This is a genomic window from Agrobacterium sp. V1, assembly GCF_030518355.1.
GTDB lineage: Bacteria > Pseudomonadota > Alphaproteobacteria > Rhizobiales > Rhizobiaceae > Agrobacterium > Agrobacterium cucumeris.
In genome coordinates this window covers 890839-904409 of sequence record NZ_JAULSF010000001.1, presented here as the reverse complement: position 1 = coordinate 904409, position 13571 = coordinate 890839, and the positions used below count along the sequence as shown (strand labels likewise).

Below are 13571 nucleotides of genomic sequence, written 5' to 3'. Positions count from 1 at the left end.
TCAAACAACATTAGCGTGCATTTTATGCGCCATTCGTCTCCTGTTTGTTTTCATTCCGTTCACCGATGAATTAGACTTGACTAATTTTCAGAAAGTTATTCTGTAAATCAATCTATCTGCAAAACTACAACGTTTCAGCTTGTGATTTTACATGGATATGAAATTCATTTTCAGAACAATGAAAGAAACTGGCATTGGGATTGATGCCCTTATCCGCGCTGCCAGAAATGCGAATTAAACGCCAATATCCGCTTAAATAGCCCTGATTTTTAGAAAAACAGGCAAGCGCCAGCGTGATCCGAGCCTTGCATCTGGAGCCAGCATGCCAGTTCCTCGGATGAAATCATGGGCAAAGCGGCATTGCCCCCGGAGCAGGAGATATAGTGACATGCACAAATCTGAAATTTGACGCATGTCATAATCGGCGAGAGGATCGAATATTCGCACGGACGATCAGACGAGACCCGCACTCGTTTTTAAATGATCACAAAGCGCCCATGGCACCTCACGGCCTCCATCGAAAATGGATTTCGGTCGTCAAACCCCATGCTATAGGTTTGGCAAAGTAGCCCGCGAGCGAGTCTCTATTGTGACAATCGACATTCTTCTTCTGGTTCTTCTGGGTGAAATCCTGCATGCCGGATGGAATGCACTGGTCAAATCGGGATCCGACAAGTCACTTGACGCCTCGCTGATTGCCGCCGGGGCTGCGGCCTGCTCCTTGCCGTTCCTGCCCTTTCTGCCTTTTCCGGCGCCGGTGGCCATTCCTTTTCTGATCGCCTCGGCGTTTCTGCAATTTGCCTATTTTCGCCTTGTTGCTGCCGCCTATGCGATCGGCGATATCGGCCTCGTTTATCCCGTCATGCGCGGTGTAGCGCCCCTGATCGTCGCGGCGACGAGCAGCCTTTTCCTGAGCGAGGTCCTGAGTCCGCTGGCGCTTGCCGGCATAGCCATCATTTCCGGCGGCATCCTGACGCTCGCCTTCGAGGCGCGGCGCGGCGGCGGAAAAGCGATCATCCTTGCGCTCATCAATGCCTTCGTCATCGCCTCCTACACCTTCGTCGACGGTGTCGGCGCAAGGCTTTCGGGCAATGCGATTTCCTATACGCTGTGGATGTCGCTGCTGCCGCCCGTGCTGCTTTTCGGTTTCGCCTTTTACCAACGCGGCGTGAGCGCCGTTGCAGCGCATGTGCGGCGCAACTGGTGGCGCGGCCTGATCGGCGGCGGAGGCTCCATCCTCTCTTACGGACTGGCGCTCTATGCCATGACCAAGGCCCCCGTCGCGGTCGTCGCCGCACTTCGGGAAACCTCAATCCTGTTTGCGCTTGTCATCTCCGTCGTGATCCTGAAAGAACGCGCCAGCATCTGGCGTTATCTCGCCGGCGGCATCATAGCAGCAGGCGTTCTGGTCATGAGACTGGGCTAAAACAGGCCGATTTTATGGGGTAAAATATTACCACACCAATAAACTCTTGTTTTTGCTTGGTTATTTTTAAGGCCTTCAAAAAACGCCATATTGACGCATTCCCCGGCGCACCGTATAAGCGCGCCAGATCGGATTCCAGCCGGAATAGGTCATTTGCGGTTAGCCTCAGGGCAACCAAACCAAGCAACAAGAAACGCCCGTATGCTCTTATTCAATCAAGAGGATGACGGGTCCACATTAGAAAGTGAAATTCATGTCTACTTTCGTTCAGAAGCCTGCTGAGGTGGAGAAGAAGTGGGTCATCATCGACGCCGAAGGCCTCGTTGTTGGTCGCCTCGCCACCATCGTTGCAACCCGCCTGCGCGGCAAGCACAAGGCCACCTACACCCCCCACGTCGATGATGGCGACAATGTCATCGTTATCAACGCGGAAAAGATTGCCTTCACCGGCAACAAGTACTCCGACAAGAAGTACTACTGGCACACCGGTCACCCGGGTGGCATCAAGGAGCGCACCGCTCGCCAGATCATCGAAGGCCGCTTCCCGGAGCGCGTCGTTGAAAAGGCCATCGAGCGCATGATCCCGCGCGGCCCGCTCGGCCGTCGCCAGATGAAGAACCTGCGCGTTTACGCCGGCTCGAACCATCCGCACGAAGCACAGCAGCCCACCGTTCTCGACGTGGCCGCGCTTAACAAGAAGAACGTAAGGAGCGCCTGATAATGGCCGATCTTTCCTCTCTGAAAGACCTCGCCCCGGCATCGGAAGCTTCGGCTCCCGTGCACGTCCGCAAGGTTGACACCCTCGGCCGCTCCTACGCGACCGGCAAGCGCAAGAACGCCGTAGCCCGCGTATGGGTGAAGGCCGGTTCTGGCAAGATCATCATCAACGGCCGCGATTTCACCACGTATTTCGCACGTCCGGTTCTGCAGATGATCCTTCAGCAGCCGATCGTTGCCGCTGCCCGCGCAGGCCAGTTCGACATCATCGCCACCGTTGCCGGTGGTGGTCTGTCCGGTCAGGCCGGTGCCGTTCGTCACGGTCTGTCCAAGGCCCTCACCTACTTCGAACCGGGCCTGCGCTCCGTTCTGAAGAAGGGTGGTTTCCTGACCCGCGACAGCCGCGTCGTCGAGCGTAAGAAGTACGGTAAGGCCAAGGCCCGCCGTTCGTTCCAGTTCTCCAAGCGCTAATCGCTTCTACGAACGGTTCGTTCAGAACTTCGAAAGGCGGGACTTCGGTTCCGCCTTTTTTTATTTTGGTGACCGGCCGCATCTTGAATTATTCCCTCAAGGGAATAATATTGCCGCATGAGCTATGTTGTCGAGTATACAGATGAATTCGGAGCATGGTGGGAAACGCTTGGGGAAAGCGAGCACATCAGCATCGACGCTTATGTTCGGAAACTGGAGGAGCGAGGCCCTCGCCTGCCGTTTCCTTATTCGAGCGGTATTCATGGATCACGGCACGCGCATATGCGGGAATTACGTATTCAGAGCGGAGGAAAACCGCTCAGGATATTTTATGCCTTCGATCCACGCCGAATGGCGATCCTGCTGATCGGTGGCGACAAGACGGGTGACAAACGGTTCTATGATCGCATGATACCGATTGCCGATACACTTTATGACGAGCATCTGACGGAGCTTGAAAAGGAGAAGTACCATGAGCGGTAGGCACAGTTTCGCACAGTTGCGCGACCGAATGTCGGATGATGCACGTATGAAGTCAAAAGCCGAAGCCCATCGTCTGGAAGAGGAAATGGATCTTGCGGATGTTCGCAGGGCACTGAAGCTTTCACAGGACGAAATAGCGCAGGCGTTGGATATTGGCCAAAGCTCGGTCGCCAAGCTGGAAAAACGGGCCGATATGTATGTCGGAACGCTGCGCCGGTTTATCGAGGCGATGGGCGGCGAACTGGAAATCGTTGCCCGCTTTGACGGCCGCGCGATCAAAATTCGCAACTTTGCCGATCTTGCTGAAAAGGCGGACAAATAATGGCCGGCAAAACCATCGACCATGCCTTTACCGCAACCACGGTGACTTCAGCCGCCACCGACCCGACCCATGCGGGCGTGCTCTCCTTCATGCGGCGCAAATATACCAAGACCCTCAAGGGCGTTTCGACGGCGATCTGGGGTATCCCCTTCGATGCGGCGACGTCCAACCGGCCGGGTGCACGCTTCGGGCCGCAGGCCATCCGCCGGGCCTCGGCGATTTTCGATAACGATCCGCAATATCCCTTCGCGCGCGATCTCTTCGCCCATATGCCGACCGTCGATTATGGCGACTGCCTGCTTGACTACGGCAACCACTGGAAGACGCCTGATACGATCGAGAAGGAAGCTCGCAGCATCATCTCCAAGACGGATTATCTGCTGACGCTCGGCGGCGACCACTTCATTACCTGGCCGCTTTTGAAGGCGCATGTGGCCAAGCATGGGCCGTTGGCGCTGGTGCAGTTCGATGCGCATCAGGACACATGGTTCGACGATGGCAAACGCATCGACCACGGCTCCTTCGTGGCCCGCGCCGTGCGTGACGGCCTGATCGATGCGGACCGCTCGATCCAGATCGGCATTCGCACCCATGCGCCTGACGATTTCGGCATCCGCATTCTCCACGGCTACGAGGTGGAGGAGATGCTGGCGAGCGACATCGCCTCGCTGATCGTCAAGCATACGGGCGGCATGCCTGCCTATCTGACCTTTGACATCGATTGCCTCGACCCGGCCTTCGCGCCCGGAACCGGCACGCCTGTGGCCGGCGGACCGACCAGCGCCAAGATTCTCTCGGTCCTGCGCGGCCTTGGCCAGCTTGATATTCGCGGCTCCGATGTGGTGGAGGTGGCACCCGCTTACGATCATGCGGATATTACCGCCATTGCCGGAGCCACCGTTGCAATGTATATGCTTGGCCTGCGTGCCGAACGGCTGGCCAAGGCCGGCTGACACAAAAACGGCACCTGCCAAACTGATTCCGAATACCCTTACAACCCTTTGAAAAGTCAGGACAAGGACATGACAGCGAAGATCTTCATCGATGGCGAACACGGCACCACGGGTCTGCAGATCCGCACGCGCCTTGCTGGTCGCCGCGATATTGACCTGCTGTCCATTCCCGAAGCCGAGCGCCGCAACGCCGCAATGCGCGAGGATATGCTCAACAACGCCGACATTTCCATCCTCTGCCTGCCGGATGATGCTTCCCGGGAAGCGGTCTCGATGGTGGCCGGCAACAACAATGTCCGCATCATCGACACCTCCACCGCCTATCGCGTCCACAAGGACTGGGCTTACGGCTTTGCCGAGATGGACAGCGAGCAGGGTGAGAAGGTTCGCTCCGCCCGCTTCGTCGCCAATCCGGGCTGCTATCCGACAGGCGCTATCGGCCTCATCCGCCCCCTGCGCGCTGCCGGCATCCTGCCCGATGGTTATCCGGTCAGCGTCAATGCGGTTTCCGGTTATACCGGCGGCGGCAAGCAGATGATTGCGCAGATGGAAGATCAGAGCCGCGACGACGCGATCAGCGCCAATAATTTCCTCTATGGCCTGACGCTTTCCCACAAGCACGTGCCGGAAATGACCATTCACGGCCAGCTTGACCGCGCGCCGCTGTTTGCGCCTTCCGTCGGTCGCTTCCCGCAGGGCATGATCGTGCAGGTGCCGCTGTTTGCCGCCGACCTCAAGGAAGGCACGGGCATCGAGACGGTGCATGCCGCGCTCACCGCCCATTATGCGGGCCAGGACATCGTCAGTGTGGTGCCACGTGCCGAAAGCAAGGGGCTTTCCCGCATCGATGCCGAGGAACTGGCGGGCAAGGACACGATGAAGCTCTTCGTCTTCGGCACGCCGGGCGGCGAACATATCAACCTCGTGGCGCTGCTCGACAATCTCGGCAAGGGCGCATCCGGCGCGGCTGTGCAGAACATGGAACTGATGCTGTCGGCATGAGGTTTTTTGCATGAGCCGAACCATCCCCTCTTTTCCGGCCTCGTGGAATATCGAGGCCGCAAAACAGATTGCCGATACGCCGGCCGGGGTGGTCTACGCGGTGACGCGTGGTGACGGCTCTCCAGCCGTCGCCAAAGTCCTGAAAAAGAAAGTGCTTGAGGACAGCCTTCGCGGTGCGGATTTCATCGCGTGGCGCGCGGGTGTCGGATGCGTGGAGCTGCTTGAGCGTTCCGATGACATTCTGCTGATGGAACATGCCGGCGCGGAAACCCTGCGCGATGTACTGTTCCGCGACGGTGACGACGATGCGGCCACGGAAATCGCCGCCGATGTTCTGCTCCGATACCATCAGCCATCGCAGCAGCCCCCGCCCTCAAGCCTGCTGACGTTGCCTCTCTATTTCGAAAGCCTGTTCCGCAAGGCCGAGCAGGATCGCAACAGCGGCGTGGAGAGCATCTATATCGACGCCGCCGCGATGGCGCAGGAGCTGATTGACCGGCAACGGGATGTGAAGCCGCTGCATGGCGATCTGCATCACGAAAACATCATGCGCAGCGGGCGCGGCTGGATCATCATCGACCCGGCGGGCCTGATTGGCGATGCGGCGCTTGATGTCGCCAACATGTTCTCCAATCCACTCGACCGCTTCGATCTGACGCGCAGCGAGGCACGTATCGCCTCCATGGCGGCGATTTTTTCCAGGGCGCTGCAGCGGGATGAACGGGTGTTGCTGCAATATGCCTTCGCTTATGGCTGCCTTTCGGCCGCATGGCACGATGAGGACAGCAATGCGGAAGAGCGCGACAACGAACTCGCTGTCGCGGCTACTGTCAAAACGGTGCTGAAGCAGTTCTGAACGCGCTCAGTCCCTGACTTCGACGGCGACAGGCGCCGGATATTCACCAATGAAACCGCGCCAGTGGGCGACCGCAAATCCAAGCACGATCAATGCCATGCCCTGATGGGCGAGCGCCACGTGGATATCCACATGCATGAGAAGCGTGGTGATGCCGAGCGCCGCCTGAATGGAAACGAGCACGAAGAACAGTACGGCCCGGCGGGCGTGTGGCGTATTCGGCAGGGCACGGGCAATGGACACCATGTGCCACAGCGTGGCGGCGAAAAGCGTGTAGGCGCCAAGACGATGGATGAACTGCACCGTTTTCGGGTTTTCGAAGAGGTTGATCCACCAGGGCTGCTGCAGGAAGAGATCGCCCGGCACCAGTGAGCCGTCCATCAGCGGCCAGGTATTGTAGGAAAGGCCGGCATTCAACCCCGCCACCAGCGCGCCGAGATAGATCTGGAACAGACAGAGGACCGTCAACAGGCCGGCAAAGCCCCTGCCCGTCTTTTCGTCAGCCGCCTCAGGCGAATGATGCGACAGGCCGCGCAATATCCACATACAGCCGGCGAAGATGAGGCAGGCGATGGTCAGATGTGTGGCGAGGCGATATTGCGAAACATCCGTGCGATTGACGAGACCGGAAGAGACCATCCACCAGCCGATGAAGCCCTGAAAACCGCCAAGCGCCAGAAGACCGACCAGCGGCAGGCGCAAACGCTTTTCGACACGGCCGGTCAACCAGAAAAAGGCAAGCGGCAGGGCGAAGATGAGACCGATGGCGCGGGCAAGCAGGCGATGCGCCCATTCCCACCAGAAAATCGTCTTGAACTCGTCAAGCGACATGCCCCTGTTGATTTCCTGATATTGTGGGATGCGCTTGTAGAGCTGGAATTCTTCTTCCCATTCGGCAACCGAAAGCGGCGGGATAGCACCGTGGATCGGTTTCCATTCGGTGATCGACAGGCCGGATTCGGTAAGCCGCGTAGCGCCGCCGACCAACACGAGACAGAAAAGCGTGAAGAGAACGACGCGCAGCCAGATGCGCAGCAGGCGGCGGTTCTTTTCCTGCTGCTGCAGGGCAGCCTCCACCACCATTTCCGCGGAACCGTTTGCCATCGTCATGCTGCTCGAACGCATCTTTTCAGGTCTCCCTCATACAGTCATGTTGATTAGCCCCAACCGGCACCACAAAACAAGGCCTCAGGGTTTGCGGCATCCGGTCGCGGCGGTATAGTCGCGCTTACATATCAGATCGTCCTGCCTCTTCGTCGAATCGCCAAGACGATCTATTTTTTTGTTTTACGCGTGTCTTTTTCCCAAAATCGATGACACTTTTGGGAGACATGCTCTCATGATGGAAGATTTCATGCCCCCTCGCCTCAGATCGCTTATCGGCACCATCGTCATCATCTGCCTCGTCGTCATCTACGCCGTGGCGGCGACTGCCATCGCATCGGCGACACTGGCGCAATCACCCTGGTGGGTGCATCTGGCCTATTTCGTGCTGAGCGGGCTTTTGTGGATATTGCCGGCCATGCTCATCATCAAATGGATGGCTGGCCCCAAAAAACAGGGATAAGCGCCAACCGTTGCGCAACACCCTGAGGTCGCAATTTTATAAACCGATTGTTTGCCGCTCAGCGATATAGTCCCACCGAAACAACCGGAGAGAGTGGATGGCGGCTGAGGGGCCGGTCACAGTCAGCGAGGGCAAAGCGTCGAGCGCCATGCAAGGCGAGCGGCGGGGTGCCGACCGTCTGGTGATCGATCTTGTCGACGACATTTCCACCATCCGCGCCGACTGGGAGCGGATGGAGAGCGACCCGCTCAACTCCCTGCATCAGGGGTTCGGCTGGTGCTCCATCTGGGCACAGACCCAGAAAAGCCCATTGCTCATCATTCGCGGCAGACAAAGCGCAAAGGCGGTCTTCCTGCTGCCGCTCGAAATCGTGCAGGAGAGCGGCATCCGCAAAGCGCGTTTTCCGGGCGGCCGTTTCAACAATATCAATACCGGGCTTTTCGATCCGTCCTTTGCCGAACAGGCCGAACACAAGACGGCGGCGGCGATTGCCCGCGAGGCGCGAAAACTGCTGCATGGCCGGGCGGATATTCTGGCCTTGCAGAACATACCGCTCAGCTGGCGCAGCAGGACCAATCCGCTTTCGTATCTGGCCTCCGTCGAAAACCAGAACCCGGCCTTTCAACTGCCGCTGCTGGAGAGTTTTGAAAGCACCCTGCGACAGGTCAATGCCAAGAGGCGGCGGAAGAAATTCCGTATCCAGAGCCGCAGGGCCGAGGAAATGGGCGGTTACAGCCATGTGATTGCCCGTTCGCCACAGGAAAAATGCGAATTATTGCAGGCCTTCTTCCGGCAAAAGGCCACCCGCTTCGCCTCTCAGGGCATCCCGGATGTTTTTCGAAGCCAATCGGTGAAGGATTTTTTCTACGATCTGGCCAACTTCCCGGAAACGGGCACGGACAGTCTTCTGGAGCTGCACGCCATTCGACTGCATGGCGAAAACGAGGGCGTCATTGCCGCCATATCCGGGCTTTCGCGCAAGCAGGACCACATCATCTGCCAGTTCGGCTCGATCGATGAGGCGGTTTCGGAACTCAGCCCCGGCGAGTTGCTGTTCTGGCTGATGATTGAACGGGCCTGCAGAGAGAAAGCCGCACTCTTCGATTTCGGCGTCGGCGACCAGCTTTACAAACGCAGCTGGTGCCCGCTTTCCACCGCCCAGCACGATATATTCCTGCCGGTGACATTGAAGGGGCGCGCAGCGGCCTCGGCCTATGTCGCCATCGCCAGAACGAAAAGCCTGATCAAGTCCAATCCGGCGCTCTATGCGCTGATCCAGCGTTTTCGCGCCGGACGGCCAAGGACGGACGCCATGTCTGCCACTGACTGAGAGGGTTTTCCGTCGGTCAGGCGGCGCTCAGATGACCCGGCTTGCGCATACCCGTCATCGGCAATGCCTGCTCGTAACCCTGGGCCACCAGTTCACCCAGCGTCTTTTCCAGCATCTCGCCATCCTTGCCGGGCACCGAAACGATGATTTCCGCCGGCAGATTGCGCAGCATTTTTTCAAGGCTCGAAATCTGCACCGCGCCGCATTCAACCAGAACCGTATCATAGGCGTCAGACAGGGCGCTTAGAATCATCGTCAGGCGATCAATGGCCCGCATGGCCTCACGCGGCTGCGCATTGCCGCGCGGCACGATATGCGCATCGGACAGCCGGTCGCCGTGAATGGTTTCGCCAAAGGCAGCAGCGCCCGCCAGAAGATCCATGACACCCGGCAGCCCGGCCTCGGGCACCATAAGACGCGTGGGACAGGCCGAAGCCGTCATATCGACGAGAACGACCGAGCGGCCCATTTCAGACAGGGCACGCGCCAGCATGACGGTGGTAGTTGAACCGCTGTCACCGGCTGGAGACACAACGGCGGCGACGGGTTTGGCAAGACGGGTGGCCAGAAAGCCCGCAACGGCATCGATCGAGAAATCGTCGGAGGTTTCGATCTCCTCTTTCGTCGCCTCTTCTTTCAAAGGTGCGACCTCTTCCACCGGCAAAACCGAAGCCGAAGCAGCAGCGGTGGCGGCAACGGCGGGTAACGGCCGCACCTCTTCGACAATGGGTTGCTGCTGGTAGGCGGCAGCGGGCATGGCCTGGGCGGCCGGCGGCGACGCCTCATGATGGGTGGCAACCGGTTGCTCCGGCAAATCCGTGGTCTCGTCCCTGTCAGCGGGTTTACGCGTCGGCGCGGGCGGATCGGAGAGCGGTGGAACCTGATTTCTGCCCACCGGCTTCAAGGCGCGCCCGGTGAAGAGTTCCACCAGCATGACGACGATGCAGGAGAGCAGGAAGGTCGCCAGCGTGACGACGATGGTGATGGCTCCGGTTTTCGGGAAATAGGGCTCACGCGGCTCCACCGCGCCTGAGATCACGCGCGCGTCGGCGGGCGTTGAATCCACCGAACCGGCGCGCGAGGTCGCCTCGCGGTAACGGGCGAGATAGGTTTCCAGAAGCTGGCGTTGGGCCGAAGCCTCGCGTTCCAGATCGTTCAGGCCGACCTGCTGCTCCCCGGCGCGCACGCTTTCGGATTTCAGCACGTTCAATTGTTGCACCAGTTGCCGTTCGCGCAGGCGGGAAACATTGGCTTCGTTTTCCAGGCTTGCCAGCACCTTGCGAGTTTCTTCCTGAATCTGCCGCTGTATGCCTTCCAGCTGGTTGCGCAGCGCCCTAATACGTGGATGGCCTTCCAGCAACGAGGAGGTCAGATCGGAAATCTGGCTGCGGATACCCGTTTCGTTTTCCTTCAACCGCTGGATCGTTGGAGAACCGACGACATCCGGGAAGGTATCGAGAGGGCGGCCGCTTGAAAGCGCATTGCGCACGCCTTCCGCCCGCGCTTCCGCATTCGCACGCTCTCCACGAATACGGCCTAGTTCGGTCGAGATATCGCTGAGCTGGCGGGTGGCAAGCGTTTCGCCCTGCCCGGCCGACAGGAGATCGGATGAGGCGCGATAATCCGCGACCTTCCTGTCCGCCTCACGTACCTTCTCGCGCAGATTGGCAATTTCCGGCTCCAGCCAGCGCGCCGCTTCCGTGCTCGTGTCGAGTTTCGCGCCACTTTGCAGAGCGATATAGGCCTTCATCATCTCGTTGGGGATGGCCGCGGCGAGCTTTGGATCTTCAGAAGAAAACTCAACGGTGATGACGCGTGAGCTTTCGACCTGATAGACCTGCAATTTCTCGCGGAAGGCCTTCAGCACCCGCTCTTCGGGTTGCACCTGCAGCGGATCTTTCTTGAGACCTACGGCAATCAGCAGGCCCGACACCAGCGAAGGACGCGCTTCCGGATCAAACTCCTCCAGCTCATAGAGCTTCATGTTTTTCGCGACCTGCTTGATGAGGTCGACCGATTGCAGGATCTGCACTTGGCTGGAGACGGTCAATTCATCAAGCACCGGCTCGGCCGGCGCATTGGATTGCTGTGAAGCACCGAAAGAGGCCGCGCGGGATTCGATGAGGACACGCGCTTCACCCTTATAGGCGGGCGCCATCATGCTGGCGATCACGAAGGCGGCGCCGCCGGCCAGAAGCGTGACGGCCGCGATCCGGCCCTTGCGCCGCCATATGGCTGCAACAAGCTGTGCCAGATCGATATCCACATCCCTGTCGTCCATGCGATCGCCGTTCATGTGGGCTCCGTAACCGAGACAAACCTCGGGCGCTCAAATATAGATGGCCAATTTTCGCGAATTGTAAGTCTTGGCGGTAACACAACAGTTAATCCCGGCGAATCCGACAAAATAAATCGGATATTGCGACACTCCGGACTGGCCGTTTACCGCGCATTAACCCTAACAGAACGATAAGAATGCTCATAGATCGACTCGGAGCCAGATGAGATGCCGCTCGCCGGATCACGACATGTCACCGCACTGACGCTTGCCGTTCTGACGGCCCTTTCCGGTTGCGCGGCATATCAACCCGCGCCGCGCTCATTCAATGAGGCGGCCCTGCAACCCTATCATGTCGATAGCGGCGACAGGCTGCGCATCAACGTTTTCGAACAGGTGGGGCTGACCAATACCTATACGGTCGATCAGGCTGGTTATGTCGCCTTCCCGCTTGTCGGTCAGGTTCCTGCACGCGGCAAGACGCTGCCGCAACTCGAAGCCGCCATTGCCGCGAAATTGCGCCAGGGTTATCTGCGCGATCCGGACGTGACGATCGAGATCGACCGTTATCGCCCCGTCTTCATCATGGGTGAAGTTGGTCGTCCCGGCCAATATTCCTATGTGCCCGGCATGACGGTGCAGAACGCCATCGCCATCGCCGGCGGCTTCACCCCGCGCGCCAATCAGGCCGATGTCGATCTTACCCGCAAGATCAACGCCGAAGTAATGACCGGCCGGATCGGCATCACCGCACCCATTCTTGCGGGCGATACGGTCTATGTACGTGAACGCTTCTTCTGAAAACGGAGTGGCACACGTGTCGGATGACGGCCCTCCCCTACGCATCATTCACTGTTTCCGCTCCCCCGTCGGCGGTGTCTTCCGCCATGTGCGCGACCTGATCGAAGAACATGTCAAACAGGGCCACAAGGTCGGCATCGTCTGCGACAGTTCGACCGGTGGCGCACATGAGGAACGGCTTTTCGCCCAGATCGCCCCGATGCTGGAGCTGGGGCTTACCCGCCTGCCCATCAGGCGCTCCATCGGCCCGGGTGACCTGCCGGCGCTCTGGAGATCCTACAAGCAGATAAAAAGTTTGCGGCCGGACATCTTGCACGGGCACAGCGCCAAGGGTGGCGCTCTTGCCCGGCTGATCGGCTCATTGTTGCGGGCGAACAGGTATCGCGTAGCCCGCCTCTACTCGCCGCATGGCGGCAGCCTGCATTACGACCGCAAGAGCCTGAAGGGGCAGCTGTTCCTGCGGCTCGAGCGGTTTCAGGAACACTTCACCGACGCGCTCTGTTTTGTCTGTAATTTCGAACAGCGAACCTATGAAGCCAAGGTCGGCAAGCCGCGCACCCGGACGGCGATGATCTATAACGGCGTGCAGGAAAGCGAGTTCGAAACCGTGCCGACCCGCGAGGACGCAGCCCGTTTCCTCTATATCGGCATGTTGCGCGACCTCAAGGGCCCGGATGTCTTCATCAAGGCCTTCGCCAGGATGGAGCGCAGCGTCGGTCACCCCATGTCCGGCGTTATCGTCGGTGACGGGCCGGACAGGGACAAATATGCGGCGATGATCGACAAATCTGGGCTTTCCCAGCGGATTGCCATGCATGCCGCCATGCCCGCCAGACAGGCCTTCGAGCTGGCGGAGACCGTGGTGGTGCCCTCGCGCGCCGAAGCCATGCCCTATATCGTGCTTGAGGCGCTGGCGGCGGGCAAGACGGTCATCGCCTCACATGTCGGCGGCATTCCGGAGGTTCTGGGAGAAGACAGCGAGGCACTGGTTCCGGCCGGAGACGCCGAGGCGCTGGCGAAGGTCATGGTCAGGGACGCTGAAGACGGCGATTGGTCAAAGCGGGTGATGCCCCCACCAAACAGCTTTAAGGCGAAGTTTTCAACGCCTGTCATGGCCGATGACATGATGAAGCTCTATCGCGACCTGCTTTCACGCTAAAGCGCGCCTGACGTCTAAAGACATTTTAAAAACACGATTTTTAATTGTATATTCCGCCATCCTGTAGAAAAGCATCATAAACGTTTCTTAGCATGTTTCGGCTAGTTTCCTGCTCGTAGAGCGCGTGTGTCCGTTCGGACGCTACGCAAGGACGCTTTACCACTTTGAAGTTGCGCATCGTTCCCATCGAAAATCGATTTCGATTT

14 protein-coding genes are annotated in these 13571 nt (G+C 58.8%); 12 read left to right on the top strand and 2 right to left on the bottom strand.

The features are described 5' to 3' along the window. The first annotated feature begins 589 nt into the window (after window positions 1-589). The 8 genes from QSV77_RS04450 (at window position 590) to QSV77_RS04415 (ending at window position 6230) form a co-directional block, all read left to right on the top strand. The gene (locus tag QSV77_RS04450) at window positions 590-1426 is read left to right on the top strand and encodes an EamA family transporter (protein WP_302732647.1); all 837 of its coding nucleotides are present in this window, start codon (window positions 590-592) and stop codon (window positions 1424-1426) included. A 253-nt stretch (window positions 1427-1679) separates the two neighbouring features. Next, the gene (gene rplM, locus QSV77_RS04445; protein ID WP_035242586.1) at window positions 1680-2144 is read left to right on the top strand and encodes a 50S ribosomal protein L13; all 465 of its coding nucleotides are present in this window, start codon (window positions 1680-1682) and stop codon (window positions 2142-2144) included. A 2-nt stretch (window positions 2145-2146) separates the two neighbouring features. Then, complete coding sequence (rpsI, locus tag QSV77_RS04440; protein WP_080852221.1) at window positions 2147-2614, top strand: 30S ribosomal protein S9; 468 nt, start codon at window positions 2147-2149, stop codon at window positions 2612-2614. Between the two features lie 117 nt (window positions 2615-2731). Continuing rightward, complete coding sequence (locus tag QSV77_RS04435; RefSeq protein ID WP_302732645.1) at window positions 2732-3097, top strand: type II toxin-antitoxin system RelE/ParE family toxin; 366 nt, start codon at window positions 2732-2734, stop codon at window positions 3095-3097. Next, window positions 3087-3419, top strand: a complete 333-nt coding sequence (locus QSV77_RS04430; RefSeq protein WP_302732644.1) for an XRE family transcriptional regulator — start codon at window positions 3087-3089, stop codon at window positions 3417-3419. Before QSV77_RS04435 ends, QSV77_RS04430 begins: the two co-directional genes overlap by 11 nt. Next, on the top strand, window positions 3419-4372 hold the full coding sequence (speB, locus tag QSV77_RS04425; RefSeq protein ID WP_302732643.1) for an agmatinase: 954 nt from the start codon (window positions 3419-3421) through the stop codon (window positions 4370-4372). The genes QSV77_RS04430 and speB overlap by 1 nt, the downstream gene beginning before the upstream one ends. A gap of 69 nt (window positions 4373-4441) precedes the next feature. Next, entirely contained in the window at window positions 4442-5374 is a 933-nt protein-coding gene (argC, locus tag QSV77_RS04420) for an N-acetyl-gamma-glutamyl-phosphate reductase (RefSeq protein WP_302732642.1), read from the top strand. Between the two features lie 10 nt (window positions 5375-5384). Continuing rightward, window positions 5385-6230 (top strand): aminoglycoside phosphotransferase family protein, encoded by an 846-nt coding sequence (locus tag QSV77_RS04415; protein WP_302732641.1) that lies wholly within the window; start codon window positions 5385-5387, stop codon window positions 6228-6230. Between the two features lie 6 nt (window positions 6231-6236). Here QSV77_RS04415 and QSV77_RS04410 read toward each other — a convergent pair whose 3' ends face one another. Next, window positions 6237-7355: a COX15/CtaA family protein gene (locus tag QSV77_RS04410; RefSeq protein ID WP_302732640.1), complete on the bottom strand. Its 1119-nt coding sequence runs from the start codon at window positions 7353-7355 to the stop codon at window positions 6237-6239. Between the two features lie 229 nt (window positions 7356-7584). On the opposite strand from QSV77_RS04410, the gene QSV77_RS04405 reads away from it, so the two are divergent. Then, complete coding sequence (locus QSV77_RS04405; protein ID WP_046800379.1) at window positions 7585-7797, top strand: DUF2842 domain-containing protein; 213 nt, start codon at window positions 7585-7587, stop codon at window positions 7795-7797. Window positions 7798-7894: 97 nt separating this feature from the next. Then, window positions 7895-9127 (top strand): polysaccharide biosynthesis GNAT family N-acetyltransferase UppA, encoded by a 1233-nt coding sequence (gene uppA / locus QSV77_RS04400; RefSeq protein WP_302732639.1) that lies wholly within the window; start codon window positions 7895-7897, stop codon window positions 9125-9127. A 16-nt stretch (window positions 9128-9143) separates the two neighbouring features. Here the strand turns inward: uppA and uppB are convergent, their stop codons facing one another. Next, a complete protein-coding gene (uppB, locus tag QSV77_RS04395) occupies window positions 9144-11423 on the bottom strand; it encodes a polysaccharide biosynthesis protein UppB (RefSeq protein ID WP_302732638.1) in 2280 nt (759 codons plus the stop codon). Between the two features lie 210 nt (window positions 11424-11633). Here uppB and uppC point away from each other — a divergent pair, with 210 nt between their 5' ends. After that, complete coding sequence (uppC, locus tag QSV77_RS04390; RefSeq protein ID WP_046800338.1) at window positions 11634-12206, top strand: polysaccharide export protein UppC; 573 nt, start codon at window positions 11634-11636, stop codon at window positions 12204-12206. A gap of 16 nt (window positions 12207-12222) precedes the next feature. Continuing rightward, window positions 12223-13365: a polysaccharide biosynthesis type 4 glycosyltransferase UppD gene (gene uppD / locus QSV77_RS04385; RefSeq protein ID WP_302732635.1), complete on the top strand. Its 1143-nt coding sequence runs from the start codon at window positions 12223-12225 to the stop codon at window positions 13363-13365. The last annotated feature ends 206 nt before the right edge of the window (window positions 13366-13571 follow it).

Coding starts and splice junctions, on each gene's coding strand:
- rplM (WP_035242586.1), top strand. CDS start 1,680: ATGTCTACTTTCGTTCAGAAGCCTGCTGAGGTGGAGAAGAAGTGGGTC.
- rpsI (WP_080852221.1), top strand. CDS start 2,147: ATGGCCGATCTTTCCTCTCTGAAAGACCTCGCCCCGGCATCGGAAGCT.
- QSV77_RS04435 (WP_302732645.1), top strand. CDS start 2,732: ATGAGCTATGTTGTCGAGTATACAGATGAATTCGGAGCATGGTGGGAA.
- QSV77_RS04430 (WP_302732644.1), top strand. CDS start 3,087: ATGAGCGGTAGGCACAGTTTCGCACAGTTGCGCGACCGAATGTCGGAT.
- speB (WP_302732643.1), top strand. CDS start 3,419: ATGGCCGGCAAAACCATCGACCATGCCTTTACCGCAACCACGGTGACT.
- argC (WP_302732642.1), top strand. CDS start 4,442: ATGACAGCGAAGATCTTCATCGATGGCGAACACGGCACCACGGGTCTG.
- QSV77_RS04415 (WP_302732641.1), top strand. CDS start 5,385: ATGAGCCGAACCATCCCCTCTTTTCCGGCCTCGTGGAATATCGAGGCC.
- QSV77_RS04410 (WP_302732640.1), bottom strand. CDS start 7,355: ATGCGTTCGAGCAGCATGACGATGGCAAACGGTTCCGCGGAAATGGTG.
- QSV77_RS04405 (WP_046800379.1), top strand. CDS start 7,585: ATGCCCCCTCGCCTCAGATCGCTTATCGGCACCATCGTCATCATCTGC.
- uppA (WP_302732639.1), top strand. CDS start 7,895: ATGGCGGCTGAGGGGCCGGTCACAGTCAGCGAGGGCAAAGCGTCGAGC.
- uppB (WP_302732638.1), bottom strand. CDS start 11,423: ATGAACGGCGATCGCATGGACGACAGGGATGTGGATATCGATCTGGCA.
- uppC (WP_046800338.1), top strand. CDS start 11,634: ATGCCGCTCGCCGGATCACGACATGTCACCGCACTGACGCTTGCCGTT.